Source organism: Thioclava sediminum (genome assembly GCF_002020355.1).
Taxonomy (GTDB): Bacteria; Pseudomonadota; Alphaproteobacteria; order Rhodobacterales; family Rhodobacteraceae; genus Thioclava; species Thioclava sediminum.
On sequence record NZ_MPZV01000004.1, the window covers coordinates 230,714 to 255,424 of the forward strand.

28 protein-coding genes are annotated in these 24,711 nt (G+C 63.9%); 9 read left to right on the forward strand and 19 right to left on the reverse strand.

Going from position 1 to position 24,711, the window contains the following annotated elements; translation table 11 throughout:
* Positions 1–21 precede the first annotated feature (21 nt).
* The 3 genes from nspC to BMI91_RS16420 form a co-directional block, all read right to left on the reverse strand.
* Positions 22–1,116, reverse strand: coding sequence for a carboxynorspermidine decarboxylase (nspC, locus tag BMI91_RS16410; protein ID WP_078605925.1), 1,095 nt, complete (start codon positions 1,114–1,116; stop codon positions 22–24).
* A 62-nt stretch (positions 1,117–1,178) separates the two neighbouring features.
* On the reverse strand, positions 1,179–1,883 hold the full coding sequence (locus BMI91_RS16415; RefSeq protein WP_098409595.1) for a helix-turn-helix domain-containing protein: 705 nt from the start codon (positions 1,881–1,883) through the stop codon (positions 1,179–1,181).
* Complete coding sequence (locus BMI91_RS16420; RefSeq protein WP_078606077.1) at positions 1,855–2,136, reverse strand: hypothetical protein; 282 nt, start codon at positions 2,134–2,136, stop codon at positions 1,855–1,857. The genes BMI91_RS16415 and BMI91_RS16420 overlap by 29 nt, the downstream gene beginning before the upstream one ends.
* Before the next feature lie 169 nt (positions 2,137–2,305).
* On the opposite strand from BMI91_RS16420, the gene BMI91_RS16425 reads away from it, so the two are divergent.
* From BMI91_RS16425 to BMI91_RS16435, 3 genes are all read left to right on the forward strand, one after another.
* The gene (locus BMI91_RS16425) at positions 2,306–2,863 is read left to right on the forward strand and encodes a hypothetical protein (protein WP_078605926.1); all 558 of its coding nucleotides are present in this window, start codon (positions 2,306–2,308) and stop codon (positions 2,861–2,863) included.
* Between the two features lie 103 nt (positions 2,864–2,966).
* Positions 2,967–3,602 carry a ribonuclease HII gene (locus BMI91_RS16430; RefSeq protein WP_078605927.1) on the forward strand — a complete coding sequence of 212 codons (636 nt, stop codon included), beginning with the start codon at positions 2,967–2,969 and terminating at the stop codon, positions 3,600–3,602.
* Between the two features lie 113 nt (positions 3,603–3,715).
* Complete coding sequence (locus tag BMI91_RS16435) at positions 3,716–4,819, forward strand: site-specific DNA-methyltransferase (RefSeq protein WP_078550956.1); 1,104 nt, start codon at positions 3,716–3,718, stop codon at positions 4,817–4,819.
* A gap of 243 nt (positions 4,820–5,062) precedes the next feature.
* Here BMI91_RS16435 and BMI91_RS16440 read toward each other — a convergent pair whose 3' ends face one another.
* From BMI91_RS16440 to BMI91_RS16455, 4 genes are read right to left on the reverse strand one after another with little or no spacing between them, the layout of a single operon-like run.
* Positions 5,063–5,452, reverse strand: coding sequence for a MarR family winged helix-turn-helix transcriptional regulator (locus BMI91_RS16440; RefSeq protein WP_078541755.1), 390 nt, complete (start codon positions 5,450–5,452; stop codon positions 5,063–5,065).
* 53 nt (positions 5,453–5,505) lie between these two features.
* The gene (locus BMI91_RS16445) at positions 5,506–6,333 is read right to left on the reverse strand and encodes a carbon-nitrogen hydrolase family protein (RefSeq protein WP_078605928.1); all 828 of its coding nucleotides are present in this window, start codon (positions 6,331–6,333) and stop codon (positions 5,506–5,508) included.
* A gap of 4 nt (positions 6,334–6,337) precedes the next feature.
* Positions 6,338–6,595 carry a glutaredoxin 3 gene (gene grxC, locus BMI91_RS16450; protein WP_078550954.1) on the reverse strand — a complete coding sequence of 86 codons (258 nt, stop codon included), beginning with the start codon at positions 6,593–6,595 and terminating at the stop codon, positions 6,338–6,340.
* A gap of 35 nt (positions 6,596–6,630) precedes the next feature.
* Positions 6,631–7,389 carry a ComF family protein gene (locus BMI91_RS16455; RefSeq protein ID WP_244176669.1) on the reverse strand — a complete coding sequence of 253 codons (759 nt, stop codon included), beginning with the start codon at positions 7,387–7,389 and terminating at the stop codon, positions 6,631–6,633.
* Here BMI91_RS16455 and BMI91_RS16460 point away from each other — a divergent pair.
* Positions 7,388–8,224 carry a methyltransferase domain-containing protein gene (locus tag BMI91_RS16460; RefSeq protein ID WP_078602356.1) on the forward strand — a complete coding sequence of 279 codons (837 nt, stop codon included), beginning with the start codon at positions 7,388–7,390 and terminating at the stop codon, positions 8,222–8,224. The genes BMI91_RS16455 and BMI91_RS16460 overlap by 2 nt on opposite strands.
* Here BMI91_RS16460 and BMI91_RS16465 read toward each other — a convergent pair.
* Both BMI91_RS16465 and otsB read right to left on the reverse strand, forming a co-directional pair.
* Positions 8,216–9,562 (reverse strand): alpha,alpha-trehalose-phosphate synthase (UDP-forming), encoded by a 1,347-nt coding sequence (locus BMI91_RS16465; protein ID WP_078522211.1) that lies wholly within the window; start codon positions 9,560–9,562, stop codon positions 8,216–8,218. The two genes, BMI91_RS16460 and BMI91_RS16465, sit on opposite strands and share 9 nt — an antisense overlap.
* Positions 9,563–9,576: 14 nt before the next feature.
* A complete protein-coding gene (gene otsB / locus BMI91_RS16470; RefSeq protein ID WP_078605929.1) occupies positions 9,577–10,323 on the reverse strand; it encodes a trehalose-phosphatase in 747 nt (248 codons plus the stop codon).
* Between the two features lie 113 nt (positions 10,324–10,436).
* Here otsB and hemH point away from each other — a divergent pair, with 113 nt between their 5' ends.
* Complete coding sequence (gene hemH / locus BMI91_RS16475) at positions 10,437–11,492, forward strand: ferrochelatase (protein WP_078605930.1); 1,056 nt, start codon at positions 10,437–10,439, stop codon at positions 11,490–11,492.
* Positions 11,493–11,639: 147 nt separating this feature from the next.
* Positions 11,640–11,960, forward strand: a complete 321-nt coding sequence (locus BMI91_RS19725) for a hypothetical protein (RefSeq protein ID WP_093477223.1) — start codon at positions 11,640–11,642, stop codon at positions 11,958–11,960.
* 76 nt (positions 11,961–12,036) lie between these two features.
* On the opposite strand, the gene BMI91_RS16485 is transcribed toward BMI91_RS19725, so the two are convergent.
* Positions 12,037–12,642: a L,D-transpeptidase gene (locus tag BMI91_RS16485; protein ID WP_078522215.1), complete on the reverse strand. Its 606-nt coding sequence runs from the start codon at positions 12,640–12,642 to the stop codon at positions 12,037–12,039.
* Between the two features lie 168 nt (positions 12,643–12,810).
* On the opposite strand from BMI91_RS16485, the gene dalA reads away from it, so the two are divergent.
* The gene (gene dalA / locus BMI91_RS16490; RefSeq protein ID WP_078570685.1) at positions 12,811–13,326 is read left to right on the forward strand and encodes a divisome-associated lipoprotein DalA; all 516 of its coding nucleotides are present in this window, start codon (positions 12,811–12,813) and stop codon (positions 13,324–13,326) included.
* A 69-nt stretch (positions 13,327–13,395) separates the two neighbouring features.
* Here the strand turns inward: dalA and BMI91_RS16495 are convergent, their stop codons facing one another.
* The 6 genes from BMI91_RS16495 to hslO all read right to left on the reverse strand — a co-directional run bounded on the left by BMI91_RS16495 (position 13,396) and on the right by hslO (position 19,839).
* Positions 13,396–13,896 (reverse strand): L,D-transpeptidase family protein, encoded by a 501-nt coding sequence (locus tag BMI91_RS16495; protein ID WP_078570686.1) that lies wholly within the window; start codon positions 13,894–13,896, stop codon positions 13,396–13,398.
* 62 nt (positions 13,897–13,958) lie between these two features.
* A complete protein-coding gene (locus BMI91_RS16500; protein WP_078605931.1) occupies positions 13,959–15,179 on the reverse strand; it encodes a class I SAM-dependent RNA methyltransferase in 1,221 nt (406 codons plus the stop codon).
* A gap of 39 nt (positions 15,180–15,218) precedes the next feature.
* The gene (locus BMI91_RS16505; RefSeq protein WP_078605932.1) at positions 15,219–17,045 is read right to left on the reverse strand and encodes an ABC transporter ATP-binding protein; all 1,827 of its coding nucleotides are present in this window, start codon (positions 17,043–17,045) and stop codon (positions 15,219–15,221) included.
* Positions 17,046–17,088: 43 nt separating this feature from the next.
* The gene (locus BMI91_RS16510) at positions 17,089–18,228 is read right to left on the reverse strand and encodes a CCA tRNA nucleotidyltransferase (protein WP_078605933.1); all 1,140 of its coding nucleotides are present in this window, start codon (positions 18,226–18,228) and stop codon (positions 17,089–17,091) included.
* Positions 18,225–18,818 carry a CoA pyrophosphatase gene (locus BMI91_RS16515; RefSeq protein ID WP_078605934.1) on the reverse strand — a complete coding sequence of 198 codons (594 nt, stop codon included), beginning with the start codon at positions 18,816–18,818 and terminating at the stop codon, positions 18,225–18,227. Before BMI91_RS16515 ends, BMI91_RS16510 begins: the two co-directional genes overlap by 4 nt.
* Positions 18,811–19,839 (reverse strand): Hsp33 family molecular chaperone HslO, encoded by a 1,029-nt coding sequence (gene hslO, locus BMI91_RS16520; RefSeq protein ID WP_078602349.1) that lies wholly within the window; start codon positions 19,837–19,839, stop codon positions 18,811–18,813. The genes BMI91_RS16515 and hslO overlap by 8 nt, the downstream gene beginning before the upstream one ends.
* A gap of 97 nt (positions 19,840–19,936) precedes the next feature.
* On the opposite strand from hslO, the gene BMI91_RS16525 reads away from it, so the two are divergent.
* The gene (locus BMI91_RS16525; protein ID WP_078605935.1) at positions 19,937–20,377 is read left to right on the forward strand and encodes an NUDIX domain-containing protein; all 441 of its coding nucleotides are present in this window, start codon (positions 19,937–19,939) and stop codon (positions 20,375–20,377) included.
* Between the two features lie 55 nt (positions 20,378–20,432).
* Here BMI91_RS16525 and BMI91_RS16530 read toward each other — a convergent pair whose 3' ends face one another.
* On the reverse strand, positions 20,433–21,752 hold the full coding sequence (locus BMI91_RS16530; RefSeq protein ID WP_078605936.1) for a SpoIIE family protein phosphatase: 1,320 nt from the start codon (positions 21,750–21,752) through the stop codon (positions 20,433–20,435).
* A 140-nt stretch (positions 21,753–21,892) separates the two neighbouring features.
* On the opposite strand from BMI91_RS16530, the gene BMI91_RS16535 reads away from it, so the two are divergent.
* Complete coding sequence (locus BMI91_RS16535; protein WP_078605937.1) at positions 21,893–22,222, forward strand: Hpt domain-containing protein; 330 nt, start codon at positions 21,893–21,895, stop codon at positions 22,220–22,222.
* Positions 22,223–22,436: 214 nt separating this feature from the next.
* On the opposite strand, the gene ilvA is transcribed toward BMI91_RS16535, so the two are convergent.
* On the reverse strand, positions 22,437–23,684 hold the full coding sequence (gene ilvA, locus BMI91_RS16540; protein ID WP_078602346.1) for a threonine ammonia-lyase IlvA: 1,248 nt from the start codon (positions 23,682–23,684) through the stop codon (positions 22,437–22,439).
* 38 nt (positions 23,685–23,722) lie between these two features.
* A complete protein-coding gene (locus BMI91_RS16545; protein WP_146684135.1) occupies positions 23,723–24,415 on the reverse strand; it encodes a hypothetical protein in 693 nt (230 codons plus the stop codon).
* Between the last annotated feature and the right edge of the window lie 296 nt (positions 24,416–24,711).

Consider the following 24,711-nt stretch of genomic DNA (forward strand, 5'->3'; position numbering starts at 1 on the left):
GAAGGGGGCTCTTGTGGGCCCTCAGGACAATGAGGCGCGATAATCCTCATAGGTGAAGTCGCGAATCCGGTCGATGTTCCCATCTTCGCGGCGGATGGCGATGGCGGGCATCGCCACGCCGTTGAACCAGTTCTTCTTGACCATCGTGTAACCGGCGGCATCGGCAATCGAGATACGGTCGCCGATTTCGAGCGGTTTGTCGAACCGCGCCTCGCCGAAGATGTCGCCCGCGAGGCAGGTCTTGCCCGCGATCTGGTATTCGTATTCGCCCTGCTGCGGCAGCTTGGCGGTCTCGCGATAGATCAGCAGGTCGAGCATATGCGCCTCGATACTGCTATCGACGATGGCGATCTTCTTACCGTTGTCGAGAATGTCGAGCACCGTCACCTCGAGCGAGGCGGTTTGCGTGATCGAAGCCTCGCCGGGCTCGAGATAGGCCTGCACGTCGAAATCCTCGGAGAATTTCTTCAGCCGGTCGGCGAGCGCGTCGAGCGGGTAATCGTCGCCGGTGAAATGGATGCCGCCGCCGAGGCTGACCCATTTCAGACGTTTCAGGATGTCGCCGAACTCGGCCTCGATGCGGCTCAGCTGATGGTCGAACAGCGCGAAATCGGCGTTCTCGCAATTGTAGTGGATCATTACGCCCGAGATGCGGTCCATCGCCGCCTCTAGCCGCTCGGCATCCCATTCGCCCAGACGCGAGAACGGCCGCGCCGGGTCCGCGAGATCGAAGCCGGAGGTCGAAAACCGCGGGTTCAGGCGCAGGCCACGCTCGATATGCGCGGCCTTGTCGCCGAAGCGATCCAGCTGGCTCAGCGAGTTGAAGATGATCTTGTCGGCGTAACCGATGGCCTCGTCGATCTCACCGTCCGCCCAGGCGACCGAATAGGCATGGGTTTCCTTGCCGAATTTCTCACGCCCCAGATGCAGCTCGAACAGCGAGCTGGAGGTCGTGCCATCCATGTAGGGCTTCATGATGTCGAAGGCCGACCATGTGGCGAAACATTTCAGCGCCAGCAGAGCTTTCGCGCCGGAACGCTCGCGCAGACGCTCGATCTTGCGCATGTTCTCGCGCAGGCGCGCCTCGTCGATCAGGTAGAAGGGCGTGTCGGACATGGCTCTCCCTCGGGTCAACAGACCCTGCGATATAGGGCGCATGTGACAGTGGCGCAACCGGATCAGTCGACTCGGATCGCATCCTTGGCCACGCTAAGTGCATAGCCTTTGCGGGAAATGTTGCGCACGAGAAGCTCGCTGACGAGCTGATTTCCGAGGCTGTCGCGCAGCCGTTTGATCCGTGTCGCGCCCGCCGCCTCGTCGCAATCGGCCTCGTCCCGGCCCGAGATCATCGCCTCGATCTGCGCGCCGGTGAGGATGTCGTCATCCATCCGCGCCTCGGCCAGCACCGACAGCGTCTCGATCGCGGCCGGGGTCAGCGTGAAGCCCATATCGTTGAGCATCACCGCGTTTTCCCCGCGAAGGATGCGTAAGGACTGCACCTCGATCCCGGCGCGGCGAATCTCGGTCATCCGCTTGTTCAGCGCGATCAGGAGCAGCAAGAACACGATCGTCGCGATCAGCAACGCGGCGGCGAAGATCAGCAGGATGAAGATGATCACCCGGTAATTCGCCAGCACGTCCGAGAACGCGGTGCCCGACTGTGCCAGAACCTCCAGCAGTTTGATCTCGGCCTGCGAGGTCAGGTTGTCGTTCTGCACGAAGATCTGCTCGACCCGCGCGTTGAACGCATCGGCATTGGGCAGATTCGCGAACAGCAGCACGGCGGCCACGGCGAGAATCGCGACCACGGCCACGATCCCGCCCACAACCGCGCGCGAGCCGAGTCGTAAACTATCAGTAACGGAGGAAATATTGTCCGGCACTGGCCTTCCTTTGCTCCAAGCCATCGGGGCCGAATGTGGAGAGAACCGTCAGCAAGGTCCACCCATCGGCTTTCAGCTTCGGCGCCAATTCGCGCGCCGCCGCCTGTTTCGAACAGGCCGAGTCCGAGACCTGCGCCACCCCGTATTGCAGCTGCAACGGGTTGTCGCGCTTGGCCTTGTAATCGGCATAGCACTCGGCCTGCGCGGCCGAGGCAGAGGCGAGAAGCGCCAATATGAGGACTACGTGTTTCATGTGGAACACGCTGCGCTCAACGCCCGTGTTATTCAATAGCCAAAGGGGGTTGGCCCACCTGTTATCCGATAGCAGGGGGCCGTTATTGCCTGACTTTCGCCCCTCGGCCCAATCTCGGTTCATCGACGTCATGCGGCCTTCCGGGCTGCCGAGTGAAAGGACCGAAGCCATGAGCCTCAAGACCAAGGCCACCGCCGCCATCACCGCCCTCGCCCTCGCGCTGGGATCCGTTGCGATCAGCGCCACGCCCGCCGCCGCGCTGGGCAAGAAGGACCGTCAGGCGCTGAGCATCCTGCTTGGGGTCGGTGCTGCCGCGCTGATCCTCGACGGGATGAACAAGAAGGATCACAAGGCGAAGAAGGCGCAGCCGCGCTACGAGAGCTGGCAGGATCGCCAGCGTCGTCTGGAACGTGAACGCCGCGAGCGCGAGCGCCGCGAAGCCGAGGCCCGCCGCCAGCGCGCGCAGGAGCGTTACGACCGCGACCACGACCGGTACCGCGATCGCTACAGCCGCGACCGTATCCGCCTGCCCGCGCAATGCGTGCAGCGCGTGAAGACCCGCCGCGGCTGGGGCGAGGTGGTCTCCGCCTCCTGCCTCGATCGCCGCACCGAGCGCCGCCTACCCGCCAATTGCACCTTCACGATGAAGACCGGCCGTCATGGCGTCGAGAAAGTCTATGGCAGCAACTGCCTGGAAGATCGCGGCATCCGTCTCAGCCGGCGTTAAGCCATGCGGCAGACGCCATAAGAGCGTCGTCGAGCAGTGCGGGGGCCTTCGGGTCCCCGCTTTTTCATTGAACAGACCTGCCGTTCCGGGGCATTCCGAAGAAATGGCACAGAACCCCGATTTCTCTTTCGAAGAAGCCGCCTTCGCGCGCGGCCTGACCATCGTTGCAGGCGTGGACGAGGTGGGCCGCGGTCCGCTTTGCGGTCCCGTGACGTCAGCGGCGGTCATTCTCGATCCCGCCCGCATTCCCGAAGGTCTCAACGACTCGAAGAAGCTCACCGCAAAGCGCCGCGCCGATCTGGCCGCGCAGATCATGGACTGCGCCGAGTTCTGCGTGGCCCATGCCAGCGTCGAGGAAATCGACGAGCTCAATATCTACCACGCCTCGCATCTCGCGATGTGCCGCGCGGTCGAAGGGCTGGCCCGCACCGCCGATCATGTCCTCGTCGACGGCAACCGAGTGCCGCGCGACCTGAAGTTGTCCAGCGAACCGATCGTGAAGGGCGATGCCCGCTCTTTGTCGATCGCGGCGGCCTCGATCCTCGCGAAAGAGGCCCGCGATTTGCTCATGGTGGATTTGGCGCAACAGTATCCGGGCTACGGCTGGGAGCGGAATGCGGGCTACCCGACCAAGGACCATCTGCAGGCGCTTCTAGATTTAGGGGTCACCCCCGTTCATAGACGAAGCTTCAAGCCGGTCCACAATATCTTGTGCCAAGCGAATTATATAACCCCTTGATTCAAAAAAGAAATTGACGATGAATCGCCTTTGACTCATTTTTATAGCCATAGATCGGCACAAAGCCGGCTCCCAGATATTGGGCCCTGAGGCGGGCAGTTAAGAGGCTAAAAATGGCAAAGACCAAGACTCCGGTGGTGCGCAATGCACTGCCCCTGAACGAAATTCTGGATGGCGATTGCATCGAGATGATGAACTCGCTGCCCGAGGACAGTGTGGACCTGATCTTCGCCGATCCGCCCTACAATCTACAGTTGCGCGGTGATCTGCACCGCCCCGATAATTCCAAGGTCGACGCGGTCGATGACGCGTGGGACCAGTTCGGCTCCTTCGCGCATTACGACAATTTCACCCGCGACTGGCTGAAGGCCGCGCGCCGCATCCTCAAGCCGAATGGCGCGATGTGGGTGATCGGCTCCTATCACAACGTGTTCCGCATGGGCGCAGAGCTGCAGAACCAGGGCTTCTGGATTCTCAACGACGTCGTGTGGCGCAAGTCGAACCCGATGCCGAACTTCCGCGGCAAACGCCTGACCAACGCGCATGAGACGCTGATCTGGGCGTCGAAATCCGAAGGCGCGAAATACACCTTCAACTACGAGGCGCTGAAATCGCTCAATGAAGGGGTGCAGATGCGCTCCGACTGGGTGATCCCGATCTGCAATGGCGGCGAGCGTCTGAAGGATTCGAACGGCGAGAAAGCCCACCCGACCCAAAAGCCCGAGGCGCTGCTGCACCGTGTCCTCGTCGGCACCACCAATCCCGGCGACGTGATCCTCGACCCGTTCTTCGGCACCGGCACCACCGGCGCCGTGGCGAAGATGCTGGGCCGCGATTTCATCGGTATCGAGCGCGAAGAGGCGTATCGCGAAGTCGCGCTGAAGCGCCTCGCCAAGATCCGCAAATTCGACAAGGAAGCGCTGGAAGTCTCCACCTCGAAACGCGCCGAGCCGCGTGTGCCCTTCGGCCAACTGGTCGAACGCGGCATGCTGCGCCCGGGCGAAGAACTGTATTCGCTCAACGGTCGCCACAAGGCCAAGGTCCGCGCGGACGGCACGCTGATCGGCGACGACGTGAAAGGCTCGATCCATCAGGTCGGCGCCCATCTCGAAGGCGCGCCGAGCTGCAATGGCTGGACCTACTGGACGTTCAAGCGCGATGGCAAACAGGTCCCGATCGACCTGCTGCGCCAGCAGATCCGCGCCGAGATGAACTGAGGCTCAGCCCTCTCTCAAGAATTAGAAGTTACCGCCGGTGCCGAGGGCCGCTCCTCGGCACGCGCCTTGCCCCGCCGTGCGAAACGGCGGGGTCTTTTCGTCTGTGAGGGGAGGGGGCTCTGCCCCCGCGCGTGCCGCGCTCCCCCGGGATATTTGAACAAGAGCAAAGAGCCGGATTTCGGCTTGGCGGAAATATCCCGGGGTGAATGGCCGCAGGCCAGAGGGGCAGAGCCCCTGCCGAGTTCAGGCCTGGCCGAGGCGGGCGCGCAATTCGCGCAGAACCGGCAGGGTGGCGCGGACCTTATCGGGGCCGAGATCGCGCACGATCCCCCCGATGATCGGCATCAGAGAGGCCAGCGCCGCATCGCGCGCGCGCCTGCCGGAGGGCGAGAGCGACACCCATTTGCGCCGCGCATCGTCCCAGTCGGGCCGGATATGCACATGCCCCGCCCATTCCAGCTTTGCGAGCGTGTTGGTCATCGCACCGCGGGTCACATGCAGCGCCTCGGCCAGTTGGGCGGGCGTGCGCTCTTCGTTGATATGGGCCAGCAGGTTGAGCACCGAGAAATGCGAGATCTCCATGCCCTTCGGCAGGGCACGGCTCACCACGTTGCGCGCCAACTGATCGGCCATGAAGACCTCGGCGAACAGCGTCGCGGCAAGCGGATCGTTCTCGGGCGGGGTGCTCACGGCGCTTCAAAGCTCCGGTCATGGAAGAGGGACCGCAGGCGCGAGCGCACCGCGTCCACCTGATCGAGATCGAGTTCGACCTGCGTCACGCCTGGCTCGGTTCCGCCATCGGCCAGCACCTTGCCCCACGGATCGACCGCCAGCGAATGGCCCCAGGTCCGGCGCGGCCGACCGCCATGCGCGGCATGGGTGCCGCATTGCGCGGGCGCCAGCACGAAGCAGGTATTCTCGATCGCGCGGGCACGCACCAGAACCTCCCAATGGGCGGCCCCGGTCGTGTCGTTGAACGCCGCCGGGATCGTCAACACCTGCGCCCCGGCCTGCGCCAGCGTCCGGTAGAGATGCGGGAAGCGCAGGTCGTAGCAGACCGACAGGCCGAGCTGAGCGTATTTAGTGGCGCCCAGAACCGCTTCGCGCCCGGGGCGGTAGGCCTCGGATTCGCGGTAGCGTTCGGTCTCGGACACGTCCACGTCGAACATGTGGATCTTGTCGTAGCGGGCTTTGATATTGCCCTTGCGCCCGATCAGGAAGGAGCGATTGGCGAAGCGCGCATCGTCTCCGGATTTCAGGCAGAGCGAGCCGATCAGGATATAGACGCCGAGGCGCTCTGCCTCGTTGCAAAGCGCCTCCAGCGTCGGGTCGTGATGCTCGTGGTGCAGGACCGCGTTTTGATGGGCGCGATCCGACGAGATCAGGTTGGTGCATTCCGGCGTCGCGATCAGCTGCGCACCTTTCGACGCGGCATCGCGGATGAAGTCGAGCGTGACCGGCAGGTTCTGTGCCGGATCATCCGTTACCGAAAGCTGAACGAGCGCCGCCTTCATCGCGTCAGCTCGCCAGCATCTGATCGAGCTTGCCCGAATGTTCGAGCGCGTGCAGCTCGTCGCAGCCGCCGATCGGCTCGTCGCCGATGAAGATCTGCGGGACGGTCCGGCGGCCATTGGCGCGCTGGGTCATCGCGGCGCGCAGTTGCGGTTCGCGCCCGACATCGGTTTCCTCGTAGGAGATGCCCTTCTTGTCTAACAGGCGCTTGGCCATGATGCAGAAGGGGCAGGTTCTGGTGACGTAGATTTCGACGCGTTTCATTCTCAATTCCCTTTGGTCTGCGAGACTATAGGGATTTAGGGTGCCTTCGCAACGCGTGCCAGTGTCACAGTGCAGATCCGCTTTGCACCTGCGCTCAACGCCGCCTCCGTCGCGGCGGAAAGCGTGGCCCCCGAGGTCATCACGTCATCGACGATCAGGAGCGGACGCCCGTGCAGCAGCGCCGCGCGGCGCGGCGTGACGGTGATCGCGCCGTCGAGATTGGTGTGCCGCTCCTCCCGGCTTTTGCCCTTCTGGCTCGACGTCGGGCGGGCGCGGGTGAAGAGATCGGCGCAGTAGTCGTGGCCGGTGCGCCGGGCCAGCGCACGCGCCAGTTCCGCCGCTTGATTGTAGCGCCGTCGCAGCAGCCGCAGCCGATGCAGCGGGATCGGCGCGATCAGCGTGTCGGGCGTCAGGAGCGACTCCACGGTCCGCGCCATCCAATCCGCCAGCGGCGGCACCAGATCGAGCCGGTCGCCATGTTTCAGCGCTAGCACAAGATCGCGCCCGGTGCCCGAGTAATGCATCACCGTGCGTCCCCGCGCCCAGGGCCGCGGATGGGTGAGGCAGTCATCGCAAAGGATGGCCGTCTCGCTTTCGCCGGGCAGCGGCGTGCCGCAGGCGTCGCAGACCGTGCCGCGCGCGAAGGTGGCCTCGGACCAGCACGCACCGCAAAGGCCGAAATCCGTGCCGACCGCGTCGCCGCAAGCGATGCAGCGCGGGGGGAAGAGCGCGCGCAATCCCAGACGTCCCGCCGCTAGCATCCGGCTGCGAACCTCGTTAAGGGTTTCTGCCATGGATACGCCGCCCCTTCTGACCGACCGCGCCGCGCTCGAGCGCCACAGAGTTCGCGCCGCCCGTGCCCCCGAACTGTTCTTGCACGAGGACGCGGCGGCTGAACTTGAGGAAAGGCTGCTAGAGGTTAACAGAACCTTTACGGAGCCAGCCCTGATCGCCGCATTTCCCGAACCGTGGCGCGAAATTCTTCCCGAGGCGAAGATCGTGGCTGATACGGATGTGCTCGATCTCGAGGAGGGCGCGCATGATCTGGTGGTCCACGCGCTCTGTCTGCATTGGGCGAATGATCCGGTCGGGCAGATGGTGCAGGCGTCGCGTGCGCTGAAACCCGACGGGCTTTTCATCGGCGTGATGTTCGGCGGCCAGACGCTCAACGAACTGCGCGCCGCGCTGGCGCAGGCCGAGGCAGCGATCACCGGAGGCTTGAGCCCGCGGATCGTGCCGATGGGCGAAATTCGTGATCTCGGCGCGCTGATCCAGCGGGCGGGGCTGGCGCTGCCGGTGGCCGATGCCGTGACACGCAAGGTGACCTACGAGACGCCGCTGCGGCTGTTGTCGGACCTGCGCGCGATGGGCGAGACCAATGCGCTTGCCGCCCGCGATCGCCGCTTCCTGCGCCGTGACGTGCTGACCGAGGCGCTGCGACTTTATATCGAGACCTATCAGGAGCCCGATGGCCGGGTGCGCGCGACCTTCGATATGGTCTGGCTCACCGGCTGGAAGCCGCATCCCGATCAGCAAAAACCGTTGCGTCCGGGGTCCGCGGCACAGCGGCTCGCCGATGCGCTGGGCACCACCGAACGCCCGAGCGGCGACAAGCCCGGCTCAGCCTAGCGCGTCGAGGAAAGACTTCGACCACCAATGCACGTCATAGGTGGTCAGCCCCGTCATCAGCGACCGATAGCGTTCCCGCCGTTCGCCGCGCGACATCATCAGCGCGGTCAGCATCGAGGTCGCGACCTGTTCGGGATCGTGCGGGTTCACCATCAGCGCCGCATCCATCTGCTCGGCCGCGCCCGCGAATTGCGACAGCATCAGAACGCCGGGATCGTCGGGGTTCTGCGCCGCAATGAACTCCTTCGCCACGAGGTTCATCCCGTCCATCAGGGGTGTCACCAGCGCGACATGCGAGGCGCGATAGAGCCCCGCCAGCACTTCGCGCGGCACTGCGCGGTTGATGAAGCGGATCGGGACCCATTGGATGTCGGCGAATTGGCCGTTGATGCGGCCCGAGAGATGCTCGGTCTCTTCGCGAATATCGTCATAGGCCTGCACGCCCTCGCGGGTCGGCGGCGAGATCTGCAAGAGCGAGACGTAACGATGCCAGTCCTCGTGCCGCTCGAGAAATTCGCCGAATGCGCGGAAGCGATGCGGCACACCTTTGGAATAATCCAGCCGGTCGACGCCGATCATCAGCCGGCGGTGATCCTTCACGATCCCGGCGGGCAGTTTATCGAACTCGGTCTCCGCCAGTTCCTGAAACTCTCGCGCATCGATCGAAATCGGGAACGCGGCGATCCGGCATTGACGGGGCGAGAGATGCACATAGCCGGCGCCGAGATTGGAGGCGTCGGCGATCTCGATCATCGAGTGGAGACAGGCGCGCACGTCGCGCTCTGCCTGAAGGCCCACGAGGTCGTAATTCGCGATCCACTGGCAGACCTCGCGCCCGTTGGGCAGGGCCTGCATCGCGGTCGGGCCGGGGAAGGGCGTGTGCAGAAAGAACCCGATGGGATTGGTCACGCCCATCAGGCGCAGCTCGTAGGCCAGCGGCAGAAGATGGTAATCCTGCACCCAGATCCGGTCGTCGGGTTTCAGGAACGGCGCCACGAGCTTCGCGATCCGTCGGTTCACCTGCTTGTAGACGCCCAGATATTCCTGATGGATATCCATCAGATCGGCGCGACCGTGGAACAGCGGCCAGAGCACCGAATTCGAATAGCCCGCGTAATAGTTGTCCTGCTCTTCCTGAGTCAGATCGAAGCAGTAACGTCTGAACGGCCCGCCCTCGATCTCGCGCAACTCAGCGGCAGGCGTGTCGGCGATCTCGCCCGAGGTGCCGATCCAGATACCGCCGGTTTCCTCCAGCACATCGCCAAGCGCCACGACCAGCCCGCCGGAGGGATTGGCCCCGGTGGGAATGCGGTTGGAGATGCAGATCAGGCGGCCCATTCGACGTTCCTCATTCAGCGTGCCACGGCAGCGGCGAGCCAGGCGCGCACATCCATCGGCTCGTCAAGGTGATAGCGCGCTACGCTCTCTCCGTCACCGACCTTGATGCCGAAGCCGCCATGCGCTTCGGCCCAGGCCAGCGCGGGCTCGTCGGTCGTGTCGTCGCCCGCATAGACCGGATTGCGACCGCCGAACTGCACGAGGTCGGACAGGATCGCCAGGGCGCCATCCTTCGAGAACCCCTCGGGACGTATTTCGACCGCCATTTTCGCGGGCTGGATCGTGAAACCGTCATAGCGCGCGGTCAGCTCTTCGGTGAAGGCTTCGACTTGACCTTGCTTGGCGGGGTTGGAACGGAAATGGACTGCGGCGCCGTGGCTCTTGTCTTCAAAAATGAGATCGTGGTCCTGAGCGAACCCGGCCAGATCCTCTTTGACCGCGCCCAGATGTTGTGGGGTCTCGGCCATCGGCGGCTCCATGCCGCGCGCTTCCGAGCCGTGGGAGCCGACCATCAAACCGTCAAAGCCGTCCAGGAAACGTTCCAGCTCGTGCAGGGATCGCCCCGAGACAACCGCGAGCGCCCCGTTGAGCGCCTCCGAGAGTTGTTCGAGCAAACGCGGCAGATTTTGCGGCACGATCACCGCATCCGGGCGGGGCGCTATGTCCACCAGACATCCGTCGAAATCTAGGAACAACGCGTCTCGCGACGGGTCGAGAGCGGGCGGGGCCGGTTTTTTCCCGGTCATGTCATCCATTGCCATGTGAAGACCGTAAGTGATCCTGTCCCGGTTGAATAGGCCGCATTGGCACAGATCGGGAAACCCGTTAAGTCGGGTGGAAGTTCCGCGATAAATGACGACAGGACAGTGACACGATGACCAACGCCGCAAATACGCGCCTTGCCCATGCCCCCGCCGATCACCCGCCCGTCAAGGAAGCGAAGATCGGCCTGCTCGTCGCCAATCTCGGAACCCCGGACAACACCGATTACTGGTCGATGCGTCGCTATCTGAACGAGTTTCTCTCGGACCGGCGCGTGATCGATTACCCGGCGTGGAAATGGCAGCCGCTGCTGCAGCTCATCATCCTGTCGAAGCGGCCCTTCACCTCGGGCGCGAACTACAAGACGATCTGGAACAACGAGGCGGGCGAAAGCCCCCTGATGACGATCACCAAGCAGCAGGTCGCGAAGCTGCGCGAGGCTGTCTCGGCGCGCTACGGTCAGGAGGTCGTCGTCGATTACTGCATGCGCTACGGCAATCCCTCGACCCAGTCGGTCGTCGACAGGATGGTCGCGCAGGGCTGCGAGAAGATCCTGTTCCTGCCGCTCTACCCGCAATATGCGGGCGCGACCTCGGCCACCGCGAACGATCAGTTCTTCCGCGCGCTGATGAAGCAAAAGCGCCAGCCCGCTGCGCGCGTCGCGCCGGAATATTTCGACAAGCCCTCCTATATCGACGCGCTCGCGCAATCGGTGGAGCGGGTCTATGCCACGCTCGACGAGAAGCCCGACGTGCTGGTCGCCTCCTATCACGGGATGCCAAAGCGCTATCTGATGGAAGGCGACCCCTACCATTGCCAGTGCCAGAAGACCTCGCGTCTGCTGCGCGAACGGCTCGGCTGGGACAAGGACGGGATCGACACGACCTTCCAGTCGGTCTTCGGCACCGAGGAATGGCTCAAGCCCTACACGGTCGAGCATGTCGCGGAGTTGGCGAAGCAGGGCAAGAAGAACATCGCGGTGATCTCGCCCGCCTTCAGCGCGGATTGCATCGAGACGCTCGAAGAGATCAACGGCGAAATCCGCGAGGCTTTCGAGCACGCGGGCGGTGAGAAATTCACCTACGTTCCGTGCCTCAACGACGACGATCTGCACATCAAGGCGCTGATGGAGGTGGTCGGAGAAAACCTCGCCGGTTGGATCGACTGATAAAACTGTCGCGATCTGCGACGTCCTGCCTCACAGATTCGTGAGTGTCTTTTCTTATAAGTTCTGACGCGGGGGCAAGGGATCGCCGTGAAAGCGTACCCTGCGGACCGGCAACGACCGGGCCGCTCAGAGCAGAAAGGAAAGAGAATGCTCAAGACTATGGGACTGGTCGCCTTGGCGGCTCTCTATGCTGGCGCTTCCTGGGCCGGGCACGCAAATCCGTGGGCGACCGAGGATGACGTGATTTACAACCAAGAGCACGAGGATAACCTCGTGAAATCCATCGATACGCCCGGCGAAGACGAGATGCTCGGCGTCATGGTACGAAGCGCCCATGGCAAGCTCGACGGCTTGACGGGCGGTTCGGGATCGGGCGGCGGCACTGGCGGCGGCACGGGTTCGGGCAGCGGCGCTGGTGGTTCGGGCGGCGGGTCCGGCCATGGCGGCGGCAAAGGTGGTAACCACTGATCGCTGTCCCATGAATTGAAAACCCCCGGGGCTGCGCAGTCCCGGGGGTTTTACTTTGTCCGATCGGCGGCGCGGCTCAGATCAGCAGCACCTGCGTGCCGATCTTCGCGAAGCCGAACAGCTCCTGGATATGTTCGTTGTAAAGACCAATGCAGCCGTTCGAGCTTTTGCGGCCGATCTTGCGCGTGTCATGCGTGCCGTGGATGCGGTAATAGCGCCACGACAGATAGAGCGCATGGGTGCCCAGCGGGTTATCGGGGCCCGGCGGCACGTAATCGGGCCATTCCGGATTGCGCTTTTTCATCGAGGGCGTCGGCGCCCAGCTCGGCCCTTCGACCTTGCGGATCACCGAGGTCCGGCCCCGCCGCGTCAGCTCTTCCGAGACCGGCACCGAAGTCGGATAGAGACGGTAGATCGACTGATCCGCCGACCAGTAATGCAATGCCCGCGAATGGGTATCCACAAGGATCGCCCCACCGCGCAGGTTCGAGAAATAGGGCTGCCAGTCGCGGTTTTGGAAACTCGAGATATTGCGGCGCTGGTTGGTAAAGGCGTTCGTTTCGAACTGCTCCTGACCGTAATCGGGCGTTTGCGCGCGGGCGGGCAGCGCGAGCCCAGCACCAAGGCAGGCGGCGGCGCCGAGGAAGGCGCGGCGATCGAAGGGCTTGCGCGTATGGGACATCTCAGGCTCCGGGTTCGCGACGGGGTCAATTGCGATAAATATAATGTGATCGCGCGGCGGCGGCAAATCAAACTGGCAGGGATGTGCCCGCAAAGCGACAGAGGGGTTTGCGCGGCTGGGGACAAGCGTGTAATGCAGATTGACGTTTTAACGAGGGACGGACCAAAGATGTTGCGCGCTTCTGTATTTGCGGTCTCCGCGATTGTGGCTCTGGCGGCTTGCCAGCCGACCGACACGCAGCCCAAGCTCGGGCCCGATGGCCTGCCGCTGCCGAAAGTCTACAACATCACGGCGAGCGATCGCTCGGTGATCCCGCAGCGCGTGCTGGAATCGGTGAACAGCCTGCGTTCGGCGCGCGGTGCTGCGCCGCTGGTTCTGAACGACGCGCTGACCACCGCGGCGCTGGCCCATTCCAAGGACATGGCGGCGCAGAACCGTCCGTGGCACTGGGGCTCCGACGGCTCCTCGCCGCTGAGCCGGGCGCAGCGCGCCGGCTATCCGGGGCAGGTGCTGGGCGAGAATATCTCCGAGACCTACGAGACCGAGATGGAGACCCTCTCGGCCTGGATGAAGGTCGCCGATACGCGCGACGTGATCCTGAACCCGGCAGCGACGCAGATGGGCTTCTCGTGGTATCAAGAGCCCTCCGGCAAGATCTGGTGGACGATGGTCACCGGCAACTGAGCCGAAGATCCGCCGCAAGCAAAAAGGGCCCCACGCGGGGCCCTTTGTTATTTCCGGGGGATGCTGCGATCAGGGGAAGATGAAGATCGGCGTGCCGTCGCGGACCATCGCGTAGATGTCGCGGATTTCCTTGTCCTTCACCGCGATGCAGCCCGCGGTCCAGTCGCGACCCTTGCCTTTGTTTTTGCCGTCGCGGCCATGGATGAAGATGTCGCCGCCCGCTTTTTTTCCCTGCGATTCCGCGAAGGCCACCTGCTGCGGATTCGGGTAGCTGATACCGATCGACAGGTAATAGGCCGAGTTCGGATTGCGCCGATTGATGTAATAGAGCCCTTCCGGGGTCTTGCCGTCGCCCTCGAACCGCTTCGGCCCGACCGGATCGCCGCCAAGGCCCACCTTGTACTTCTCCAGCACCTCGTCGCCATGCAGCAGATACATCATCCGCTGCGACTTGAAGAGCTGGATCTGAGTCACGGCAGGGCCGTTATAGGATTTGAATTTGGTGGAATCGCCGCAGGCGGCGAGCGTTGCGAGGGCGCATCCGCCCAAGAGGAGGGTTCGACGGTTCATGTTCGGCCTGTATTCGGAGACTGCTGTTTTGCAGTCTTTCTACCCGATTTTCGCCGTCGCATCTAGCGGGTGAAAAGGGCCGCAAGCTCCACATGAGCGGAAAACCGGAACTGATCCACCACCAGAAGCTTGTCGAGCGTGAAGCCCGCTGCAATCAGCGTCTCTGCGTCGCGCGCGAAGGTGACCGGGTTGCAGGAGACATGGACCAGCCGCTTGAGTTTTGATGCCGCGATCTCGGCGATCTGCGCCTGCGCGCCAGCCCGCGGCGGGTCGATCACCACCGCGTCGAACTTCGCCAGCTCGTCGGGCAGAAGCGGACGGCGGAACAGGTCGCGCGCCTCGGTGGAGACCCGGTGCAGGCCCTGCGACTGACGCCAGCCCTGATCGAGCGCCTCGGTCATCGCCGCGACCCCTTCGACCGCGTGGACCTCGGCCAGTTCGGCCAGCGGCAGCGAGAAGGTGCCGCAACCTGCGAAGAGATCGGCCACCTTCTTCGCGTTGCCAATCGCCGCTTTGGCGAAGGCGGTCAGCACCGCTTCGCCATGATGGGTCGCTTGCAGAAACGCGCCCGGCGGCGGCACGACTTTCGCTTTTCCGAATTGCTGGATCGCCGGTCGCCGCCCCGCGACGACCTGTCCGTTCCAGCTGAGCCGGGCGAGATCGTGGCTGCGCGCCAGAGCCGACAAAGCCTCGAATTGGGCCGTATCAGGGTCTTTTCCGCCCTGTGCCGCGAGTTCCAGCCCGGCCTCCGACAGGGTCAGGGTGAAGGCGATTTCGCCTTTGCGCGAGCCTGCAATCGCGGTCGCCTCGTGCAGCATCGGGATCGCGGCCAGCAGCTCGGGCCGCAGGATCAGGCAGTTCGGTATCTCGACGACCGTGTCCGAGGCGCGTGCGTGAAACCCGACCAAGGTGCCCTTCTTCGTGCGCCGTCCCGAAAGCGTCGCCCGCCGGCGCGAATTCAGCGGCGAGGTCGCGATTGTCATCTCCGGCTGCGCCAAATTGCGCGCGGCCAGTGCCTGACGCACCACGTCCATCTTCCACTCGGCGGTGAACGCCTCCGACGCGTGCTGCATCGAACAGGCCCCGCAGGAGCGGTAATGCGGGCAGGGCGCTTTCACGCGGTCGGGCGACGGCGTCACGATCTTCGGCTGCGCGATGCGGCCGTCGATCACCTCGCCCTCGACCACCTCACCGGGAAGCGCCATGGCGACATGCACGGTCCCCTCGGGGCCATGGGTCACGCCGTCGGCATGCAGGGACAGTCGCTCGATTTCGTAGGTCATGCGCCTTCTCTAGCTGCGCGGCGCGGGTCAGAAAAGACCCTATTCCGCCGCATCCTCCGCGTCGTCGCAGGTCAAGAAGCCGCCGGACTGACGTGCCCAGTAGCGTGCGTAGAGCCCGTTCATCGCCAGCAACTCGTCATGGCTGCCCTGCTCGACGATCCGGCCCTCCTCCAGCACGACGATCCGGTCCATCTCGGCGATGGTGCTGAGGCGGTGGGCGATCGCCAGCACGGTCTTGCCTGCCATCACCCGGTGCAGCGCGCTTTGGATCTGCGCCTCCACTTCCGAGTCGAGCGCCGACGTCGCCTCGTCCAGCACAAGGATCGGCGCGTTCTTCAGAAAGGCGCGGGCAAGGGCGATCCGCTGGCGCTGACCACCCGACAGCTTCACCCCACGCTCGCCCAGCTTGGCGTCGTAGCCGCGATTGCCCTCGTGATCGGCGAGGCCGCGAATGAAGTGGTCCGCTTCGGCCTGTTGCGCGGCGGCGATCATCTCCTCCTCGGTCGCGTCGGGTTTGCCGTAGAGGATGTTCTCGCGCGCGGAGCGATTGAACATCGCGGTTTCCTGCGTGACCATCGCGATATTGCGGCGCAGGCTCTCCTGCGTGACCTCACGAATGTTCTGCCCGTCGATCAGAATAGACCCTTTTTCGGGGTCATAGAGCCTCAGCAGCAGCGCCACGAGCGTCGATTTCCCCGCGCCCGAGGCCCCGACGATCCCGATCCGCTCGCCATCCGCGATGGTCAGATTGATATCCGCGATCCCGCCGCTGCGACGCCCATAGGCGAAATCGATATTGTCGAACTGGATCTCACCTTCCACGTGGCGCAGCGTGCGAGCATCGGGCGCGTCGGTCAGGTCGTGCATATGCGCGAGCGTCCGCATCCCGTCCTCGGCCTCGCCGATATGGGTCCAGACGGACATAAGCGCCTGACTGACCCAGCCCGACATCTGCGACAGTCGGATCGCGATGGCGCCCGACGTGGCGATGGCCCCCGCAGTCGCCTCGCCCTGCGACCAGAGCCAGATCGCACCGCCCACCAGCATCACCGGAACGATCCCGGCATAGGCCATCTGCACCACGCGATAGAGGCTTTGGACCATGCCGAAGGAATAGGTCTTCTGGCGGAACTTCTGCATCGCCTCCAGCGCGGCGCGATCCTCGTGCTCCGCATGGGCGAACAGTTTCACCGTCTTGATATTGGTGACCGTGTCGACGACCTGCCCCGTCACCATCGCCCGCGCCGAAGCTCGCTCGCGCGAGCGTCCGCGGATATGGGGCAGGAAAAGGCGGATGATCAGGTAGAGTCCGAAGGTCCAGAACACGAGACCCACGGCTCCCCAACGGTCGATCTGCGCCAGAACGATCAGCGAGCCGACGATCGACGCCAGTGCGAAGAGCCCGGTATTGATGATCTCGGTGACGGTATCGGTGACGGCGCGCGCGGTCTGCATCTGCTTCTGCGCAATGCGCCCGGCGAAGTCGTTGTCGAAGAAGGTGACCGATTGGCCCATCGTCCAGCGGTGCAGGCGCGACAGCACCAAGGGCATCACATTGGGGCTGATCAGCAGGTTGTTGGTGGCGGAGCTGATGCCGAAGGTCAGGGGACGGATCAGCAGGAAGAACGCGACGAACAGAACTAGAAGCCCGACATTGGCCCCGATCACCGCGGCGCGTTCGCTGTTGAGCGCCGCGTCGATCACCTGACCCAGAAGCCAGGCGGAGACCACCTCCATCACGCCGGCGATGGTCGTGCCCAAGCTGGCCACGGCAATCGCGCCCCAGCTGCCCTTGAGGCACCAGCGGAAGAAAGCGCCAAGCTGGCGCGGCGGGGCGCCTTCGGCGGGGGAGAAGGGGTCGAACATGAGTCTCTCTTTCCCCTCCCGATATAGGCGATTGCGGCGCGGATCAAAGCGCGGCGAGCAGATCCTCGCGCGTCAGCGTGAAACCGGAGGCGATCCAGCGCGCTTCGAGCGCCTTCAGCGTATCTCCCAAAGCCTTGCCCTCATAGCGGGGCATCAGGTCGCGCGCTTGTACCGGAAATTGCTGTTTTGCGCCGAAATAGACCCTGTTTTGCCAGCCTTCCGGCATTTCCTGCCCCATCAGCGCATGCCGCAGAAGAAGCGCATCTGCCCCGGTTTCGGCCCCGAGCCGATAGCCAAGGACCGCCGCGTCATCACCGTCGGACAGCGAGGCGCTAAGGGCCTCGAGCTGCCTTGTGTCCTTCTTCGACAGGCGCAGCCGCTCGGCGACCCCTTCGCCGCCAATCGCCGCCAGCCTGCGGATCGGATCGGCGGGGCGATCTTCGAGATGGACGAGTGGCCCGAGCGCGGTCGCATCCGCGCCGGGCAGCACGGCCGTGAGAACCCCGCATTGCGCCATCGCCGCCACCGCGTGCACGGGATCGGGCGCGGCCAGCAATTTGCGCATCTCGCCGCCAAGCCGTTCGCGCGAAAGCGTCTCTATTCCGGCGATATTCTCGGCGCAGGCGGCCAGCCCGTCGGGATCGAGATCGTGCCCGTACCACGCGGTAAAGCGGAAGAAGCGCAGGATGCGCAGGTAGTCCTCGCGGATACGTTCCTCCGCCTCGCCGACGAAGCGCACATGATGCGCCGCCAGATCCTCCAGCCCCGTGCCCAGCGGGTCGAGAATCGTGCCGTCCGAGCGGGCATAGAGCGCGTTCATCGTGAAATCGCGCCGCGCCGCGTCCTCTGCGATGTCGTCGGAAAACGCGACCGTGGCGTGCCGCCCATGCGTCTCCACATCGCGGCGGAAGGTGGTGACCTCATGCGGATGACCCTCCGCAACGACCGTGACCGTGCCATGATCGACGCCGGTCGGCACCGGTTTCAGCCCGGCCGCCTTCGCAAGTTCGATCACCCGCTCGGGGCGCGCATCGCTGGCGATGTCGATATCGTTGACCGGCGCGCCGAGGGCGCTGTTGCGCACGCAGCCGCCCACCAGAAGCGCCTGATGCCCGCCCTCTTCGAGCATCTTCAGCACGCGTTGGGTCGGCTCTGCCTCGATCCAGTCTCCGGTCAGTCTCATTCCGCCATCCGGTCCGCCAATGAGCGCAATATACGCGCGGTGGCGCCCCAGATGTAATAGGGCCCGTAAGGCGCCACGAAATAGCTGCGCCGCGAGCCGCGCCAGCGGCGCGATTCGACCCGGAAATTTTCGCGCGTGATATGCGAGAGCGGCACGGTGAACGCCTCGGCCACCTCGCCCGCTTCGGGGATCACCTCGAAGGGCGTGTGGATGCGCGCCAGCACCGGCGTTACCAGAAAGGACGTCACGGTCTCATGCGGATCGAGCGTGCCCAGCACCTCGACATGGGCATGGGGCAGGCCGATCTCTTCCTGCGCCTCGCGCAACGCCGCGCCGACCGGACCTTCGTCATCGGGATCGACCTTGCCGCCGGGAAAGGCGATCTGGCCGGGGTGATGACGAAGATGCGAGCTGCGCTTCGTCAGATGCAGGCGCGGCTCCGGCCCGAAGGTGTCGAAGGCGACGAGAACGCCCGCGGGCCGCAGCTTGCGGCCTTCGGGCAGGATCACTTCCGGGTTCAGATCGTAATCCGAAGAGGGCCGCCCCGGTCGCGCCAAGGCGTCGAGAACCGGGGCGAGCGGATCACTCATTCGATCCCTCGTCTCCCGCTTCGCGCAGCGACCCGTCGGGGTTCTTCTGCGCCTCGAAGCCGAGCGTCAGCGGATCGAAAATGTAATGCGCGCCGCAGAACTGGCAGTCCGCGGTGACCGTGCCCTCGTCCGTCGTCATATGCGCGATGTCGCGCGCCGAGTAGATCGAGAGCGACTGACGCACGCGATCGGCAGAACAGGTGCAGCCGAACTCCACCCGCTGCGGATCGAAGACGCGCGGCCGCTCTTCGTGGAACAGGCGCACCAGCAGCTCGGTCGGCTGCACGGTTGGGCCGATCAGCTCCATATCCTCGACCGTGTCGAGCAGGATATTGGCACGCGCCCAGTTCTCGCCTTCCTCGCCGTCGAGAATGTCATCGGCGGTCAGCAGCCCCTGATCGCCCGAGCCTTCCTGGGCGGCGAAGGGCGAGGCCGGCGGCATATGCTGCAGCATCACACCGCCTGCGCGCCAGCTTTCGCCCTGACCCGGCAGGATCGAGCGCCCGAAGGACAGCGAGAACCGCGTGGGCAGCTGTTCGGACTGCGCGAAATAGGCCTCGGCGCAGGCGCGCAGCGAGCCTTCGGACAGCGGCGTGATGCCCTGATAGGGGGTCGTGCCTTTGCCTTGGTCGATCAGGATCGCAAAGTAACCCTGCCCGATCTGTTCGAACGGGTCGGCCTTGGGATCGAGCTTCTCTTCATCGAAGCTCGCCCAGGCGCGAATGCGGGCGGGCGCGCCCTCCTTCTCGGGGGCGTAGTAATCGGTTGCGATGATGCGGATCGGGCCGTTGCCGCGGATTTGCAGCGACAGTTTCCAGCGCAGCTTGACGGTCTGGCCGATCAGCGCGGTCAGAAGGGCGGCTTCGGCCACCAGCATTTCGACCGCGCGGGGGTAATCATGTTGCGACAGGACGGTGTCGAGCACGCCGTCGAGGCGGGCAACCCGGCCGCGGATGTCAGAGCGGTCGAGCTGAAACGGCAGAACTGTATCGTCCCATGCGATTTGGGATAGCTTGGACATGGTGCTCCTGAGGGGCTCAGAGGGGTTTTCGGGCGGCGCGGAGCCTGCCATACAGCCCCAATATAGGCGCGGCAACCGCAGACCCAAGGGAGAGCACATGATCGCGAGGTTCGGAGAGCGGGTGAAATCCGGTCAGCAGTATCGTTTGCGCCCCGGTGCCTATGCGATTCTGATCCGCGACAGGCGGGTGCTGCTGACCCATCAGGCCCATCCCATACCGGAGTTTCAATTGCCCGGCGGCGGGATCGATCCGGGCGAGGGGCCGATCGAGGCGCTGCACCGCGAGGTTTTCGAGGAGACCGGCTGGGCGATCACGGGGCTGCGCCGCCTCGGAGCCTATCGGCGTTTCACCTATATGCCCGAATATGAGTTCTGGGCGGAGAAGCTCTGCTCCGTCTGGCTCGCGCGCCCGGTGCTGAAGCGCGGTCTGCCGCCAGAGCCGCACCACACGGCGCATTGGGCCGATCCAGAGGAAGCGCTCGAACTGCTCGCGAATGAAGGCGAGCGCGCGTTTTTCCAACGGTTCGTCCGTCGCTGAATAGGCGCGGGCGTTCCCTTCGCCTCAGATGTAGCTGAGTTGGTGCGTTCGCCTCTCAAGTCTCGCCAGGGGGATCGTCTTTGCTGTCTGACCCAAGCTCCGACCGTCGCTCGGTGCTGCCAGGGCCGTGAAATTCCAAAACGCCAGCCGAGACATCGTCCCCGATCTCGCCCTCCGCGAATTCCTCGGTGGCCCAATAGAGCGCATCCAGAAGCCTGGGCCCCGGCATCTGGGAAAACTTGCGAAGCATCCGGGCCAGCCGGGTCTGATCGATCATCTCGCCGCTGCGGTCGCTGGCTTCGGTAATCCCGTCCGAGACCAGCACCAGCCGATCGCCCGGGGTCAGTTGAACCGTAAGCGTCTCGTATTCCGCGCCTTCGATCAGGCCGATGGGCAGCCCGCCCTCGCCGAAAAACTCGACTGTGCCGTTGCGCCGCTGCAGGACCGGGTAGGGGTGGCCCGCCTGAACCAATTCCGCCTTGCCGGTGCGCAGATCGACATCGGCGTAGATAAGGGTGAAATAACTCTCGGTGCTCATTTCACTCAGCACGAGATCGTTGAGGCGCTGCGCGAGTTCCGCCGGGCGTCGTCCGCGCAATTCGCCCTGTGCGTTGCTGTAAATCGCGAGGTTCTGGCTGGGGGTGGTGCCGGAGAAGTAACCCGCGATCCGCGCCATCATCAGGGCCGAGGTGATCCCATGCCCCGACACGTCGATGCCGTATAGCCCCACCCGGCGTTCATTGATCGGAAAGAACCCGACGAGGTCGCCGCCGACATGGCCTGCGGGCCGCAAGAGCAGCGAGACATCCGCCGCCTCGAACCGGGCGTGTCTTGTCCGCACGAGGCTTTGCTGCAGTTTGCGCGCCTCTTGCAGGTCGCGGTCGATCACCTCTTGTGCCTCGCGTAACAGGCGGTTCTTTTCGCTCAACTCTTCCTGCATGGTCAGGATGCGGGCTCCCGCGCTGAGCCGCGCCCGAAGCTCCGCTCCGTTGACCGGCTTCGACAGGAAATCATCGGCGCCGCTTTCCAAGCCGCGCGTGACGTCCGTCTTTTCGGCCTTGGAGGTCAGAAGAATGAAATACCCATAGCTACGCCGCGGCAAACCTCGAAAGACGCGGCAGAATTCAGGGCCGCTCATCCCCGCCATCATCCAATCAGAGATCACGATATCGGGCTCCCATTGGGCGCAGATCGCGATCGCCTCTTCCGCGCTTTCGGCCTCGCTTACCTGATAGCCGGAGCGGGACAACTGCGCCGAGAGGATGCGGCGTTGCATGCGGCTGTCGTCCACGACGAGAACGTGCCGCGCAGCGCCCGCCAATGGTCGTCCGCCCGCATCTGCGGGGACCTCTTGTCTTTGCACCATCTGCATCATCCGAAACCTCTGCCCGCACGAAACCGCAAACTCCCTAAGATTCGGTGAAAACAGCCCGGATCAGACGTTAAGAAAATCGAAAGGGTGCGGCGCTACGGTCAGTCTCGGGTGGAGTCGGATCGAGTGGCCTGGAGGGCGTGATGATTGATTGGGAACGGGTGCAGGAACTACGCTCGGAAATTGGCGCCGATGGTTTTGCAGAGGTCGTGGACCTTTTTCTCGACGAGGTCGAGGCCGTGGTGATGGGGCTTGGCGGACGTCCCGACCGGGTCGAAGAGGATTTGCACTTCTTGAAAGGGTCTGCCTGGAATCTCGGGTTCCGCGATTTCGGCGGCGCCTGTCAGCAGGGAGAACGAATGGCCGCCGCCGGACGCGCCGTGGAGGTCGATCTGAGCGCGATCCGCGAAACCTATAGCCGATCCAAGACGCAGTTCATGGGGCGGCTATCGGAGTTCACTCCGGCGGCATAGGGCGAGGTGCTGAGCAGACTGAGCTGCGCCGAGCACAGTTCGCACGCGGTCGCACCCATTGGGCGCGGGTGCGTCCAAACTTTGGTTAACTCGCGTGCCTATTGCGGGCCGTGAGCGCAGGAGTTGGGAGGTGTAGAGAGGCCTCCACAGTGTAAACCGGCGAAGGACCAGTGTGTTTCGTCGGTCTGGAGGCGGCTCTATCGAACTGAAGGCCTCAGATAAGAAACTCAGCCAAGGTTTCGTCTTCGGTGATGTCGCGCCAGACGAAGCCCTCGGCGTCGAGCTTCGCGAAGAGTTCCGTGAAGTTCTCGGCGCGTTTCGTTTCGATCCCGATCAGGACCGAGCCGAAGTTCCGCGCCGACTTCTTCAGATACTCGAAGCGCGCGATATCGTCGTCAGGGCCAAGCATCTGGAGGAAATCCTTAAGGGCGCCGGGGCGCTGCGGCAGGCGGAGGATGAAATACTTCTTCAGACCCGAATAGCGCTGGGCGCGTTCGCGCACCTCCGGCAACCGCTCGAAATCGAAATTTCCGCCCGATGTCACGCAGACCACGCGCTTGCCGCGGATCGTCTCGGCCAGTTCGGGCAGTATGTCGACGGACATAGCGCCAGCGGGTTCCAGCACGACACCTTCGACGTTCAGCATTTCAAGCATCGTGATGCAGATGCGATCCTCCGGTGCGAGATGAACTTGTTCGGGCGTGACCCACCCAAGCTCCGCGAAGGGGCGCGCGCCGATCCGGGCAACCGCGGCGCCATCGACGAAACTGTTCACCTGCGAGATCGTCACGGGCTCATGCGCCTTGACCGCAGCGGTGAGGCTCGCGCCGCCCAAAGGCTCGACGAAGCGAAATTCCGTATCGGGGGCGGTCGCGCGCAGATAACCGGTGACGCCCGCGGCCAAACCGCCGCCGCCCACGGGCAGGATGACCATATCCGGCGCGCCGCCCAACTGGTCGAGGATCTCCACCCCGACCGACGCCTGCCCCTCGATCACATCCGGATCGTCGAATGGTGCGAGGAAATGCGCCCCGGCCTCACGGCAAAACTCCTGCGCCGACGCCAGCGTGTCGTCGAAATAATCGCCCGTCAGCACGATCTCGACCGCATCTCCGCCAAAGGTCTTGGTCTTGTCGATCTTCTGCTGCGGCGTCGTCACCGGCATGAAGATCGTGCCTTTCACCCCGAAATGCCGACAGGCGAAGGCCACACCCTGCGCGTGGTTTCCGGCGCTTGCGCAGACGAAATGCGCCGCCGACGGATCGCGCTCGCGCAATTTGCGCATAGCGGTGAAAGCGCCGCGGATCTTGTAGGAGCGCACCGGCGTCAGGTCCTCGCGCTTGAGCCAGACCTCGGCGTCGAAACGTTTCGACAGATGGGCATTGAGTTGCAGCGGCGTGGGCTCGAAGAGCGCACGCAGCGCGCGGGTGGCGGCTTGGGCGGAAAGGGCGAACTCACTCATACCGCCAGATGTGACGCGCGCCGCCCGCTTTGGCAAGCTCAGACGAGGGCGCGTTGCTCGACAAAATGACCGTAGAGCGTCGTTAGGATCGACAGCAGCAGCATCACGGTGGGCACAGCGAAAAGCAGCTTGAGCGCGACCACGACCGTATCATCCGCGAGGTCATGTGGCGCCTGTATCGAAAGTATGCTCACCGCAACGAAAGGGAGTACCACGAGAAATGCCAGCAGAGTGAGCAAAGCGAAGCCACGCCACTGGCCGCGAGTCGCGCGCCAACTGTCGCGGATCGTGGCGCCGCCGATCGCGGCCCCGGGCAGGGATACTCCGAGACGGAGCATAAAGGCATACAGGGCAATGAAGAATGCCAGCCCCACCACGGCAAGTAGAACGGCTTCAGCGGTCTGGTTCGGAATGATCTCCTGCGCCGCGAGGGCGAAAAGAAAGACAATCGCGGCGCCCAGAACCATGATTGCCATGGCACAGAGCGTGATCACTATGCCACGCCAGAAATAGCTCACGTCGCGGCGCAGATGAATCCGCGGCAGCCAGCCGACGCGCTCGCCGAGCAGGATGAACCTGTGCCAGTTCACTGCCGCGATGATCATCGGGATCGGCAGGATGAACGTGTTGAAAACCACAATGAACAATGATTTTTCGAAACTCGGCTGTTGCGATGCTCCGGCCTGCATCACGCTCTCGATAAGCCACTGCTGCCCGATGATCATGATCAAGAGAAGAAGCGCTGAGATCCGAAGGGTCTGCCGCCAATTTCCAAAGACCTGCCGGAACGAGTGTCCGAAAACCCCCAATACATTCATCACTTTGCCCCCAAAGAATGTCATTTAACAATTCACCGTTGGGGCTCGATCTCACCGCAGTCAAAGCACGTTCGGCGCGCCTTGGTTGAATTCTCCGTGTGATCGAGGTGGAAAAGAGCGAGTCACCGCTGGTTCACCTTCGCTTTGAGCGAAGCCTTGCGCATTTTGCAAAGGCTGCCGCTTTTTTGCCCACTTTCGACGCTAATCGT

Coding starts and splice junctions, on each gene's coding strand:
- nspC (WP_078605925.1), bottom strand. CDS start 1,116: ATGTCCGACACGCCCTTCTACCTGATCGACGAGGCGCGCCTGCGCGAG.
- BMI91_RS16420 (WP_078606077.1), bottom strand. CDS start 2,136: ATGAAACACGTAGTCCTCATATTGGCGCTTCTCGCCTCTGCCTCGGCC.
- BMI91_RS16425 (WP_078605926.1), top strand. CDS start 2,306: ATGAGCCTCAAGACCAAGGCCACCGCCGCCATCACCGCCCTCGCCCTC.
- BMI91_RS16430 (WP_078605927.1), top strand. CDS start 2,967: ATGGCACAGAACCCCGATTTCTCTTTCGAAGAAGCCGCCTTCGCGCGC.
- BMI91_RS16435 (WP_078550956.1), top strand. CDS start 3,716: ATGGCAAAGACCAAGACTCCGGTGGTGCGCAATGCACTGCCCCTGAAC.
- BMI91_RS16440 (WP_078541755.1), bottom strand. CDS start 5,452: ATGGCCGATCAGTTGGCGCGCAACGTGGTGAGCCGTGCCCTGCCGAAG.
- BMI91_RS16445 (WP_078605928.1), bottom strand. CDS start 6,333: ATGAAGGCGGCGCTCGTTCAGCTTTCGGTAACGGATGATCCGGCACAG.
- grxC (WP_078550954.1), bottom strand. CDS start 6,595: ATGAAACGCGTCGAAATCTACGTCACCAGAACCTGCCCCTTCTGCATC.
- BMI91_RS16460 (WP_078602356.1), top strand. CDS start 7,388: ATGGATACGCCGCCCCTTCTGACCGACCGCGCCGCGCTCGAGCGCCAC.
- BMI91_RS16455 (WP_244176669.1), bottom strand. CDS start 7,389: ATGGCAGAAACCCTTAACGAGGTTCGCAGCCGGATGCTAGCGGCGGGA.
- BMI91_RS16465 (WP_078522211.1), bottom strand. CDS start 9,562: ATGGGCCGCCTGATCTGCATCTCCAACCGCATTCCCACCGGGGCCAAT.
- otsB (WP_078605929.1), bottom strand. CDS start 10,323: ATGGCAATGGATGACATGACCGGGAAAAAACCGGCCCCGCCCGCTCTC.
- hemH (WP_078605930.1), top strand. CDS start 10,437: ATGACCAACGCCGCAAATACGCGCCTTGCCCATGCCCCCGCCGATCAC.
- BMI91_RS19725 (WP_093477223.1), top strand. CDS start 11,640: ATGCTCAAGACTATGGGACTGGTCGCCTTGGCGGCTCTCTATGCTGGC.
- BMI91_RS16485 (WP_078522215.1), bottom strand. CDS start 12,642: ATGTCCCATACGCGCAAGCCCTTCGATCGCCGCGCCTTCCTCGGCGCC.
- dalA (WP_078570685.1), top strand. CDS start 12,811: ATGTTGCGCGCTTCTGTATTTGCGGTCTCCGCGATTGTGGCTCTGGCG.
- BMI91_RS16495 (WP_078570686.1), bottom strand. CDS start 13,896: ATGAACCGTCGAACCCTCCTCTTGGGCGGATGCGCCCTCGCAACGCTC.
- BMI91_RS16500 (WP_078605931.1), bottom strand. CDS start 15,179: ATGACCTACGAAATCGAGCGACTGTCCCTGCATGCCGACGGCGTGACC.
- BMI91_RS16505 (WP_078605932.1), bottom strand. CDS start 17,045: ATGTTCGACCCCTTCTCCCCCGCCGAAGGCGCCCCGCCGCGCCAGCTT.
- BMI91_RS16510 (WP_078605933.1), bottom strand. CDS start 18,228: ATGAGACTGACCGGAGACTGGATCGAGGCAGAGCCGACCCAACGCGTG.
- BMI91_RS16515 (WP_078605934.1), bottom strand. CDS start 18,818: ATGAGTGATCCGCTCGCCCCGGTTCTCGACGCCTTGGCGCGACCGGGG.
- hslO (WP_078602349.1), bottom strand. CDS start 19,839: ATGTCCAAGCTATCCCAAATCGCATGGGACGATACAGTTCTGCCGTTT.
- BMI91_RS16525 (WP_078605935.1), top strand. CDS start 19,937: ATGATCGCGAGGTTCGGAGAGCGGGTGAAATCCGGTCAGCAGTATCGT.
- BMI91_RS16530 (WP_078605936.1), bottom strand. CDS start 21,752: ATGATGCAGATGGTGCAAAGACAAGAGGTCCCCGCAGATGCGGGCGGA.
- BMI91_RS16535 (WP_078605937.1), top strand. CDS start 21,893: ATGATTGATTGGGAACGGGTGCAGGAACTACGCTCGGAAATTGGCGCC.
- ilvA (WP_078602346.1), bottom strand. CDS start 23,684: ATGAGTGAGTTCGCCCTTTCCGCCCAAGCCGCCACCCGCGCGCTGCGT.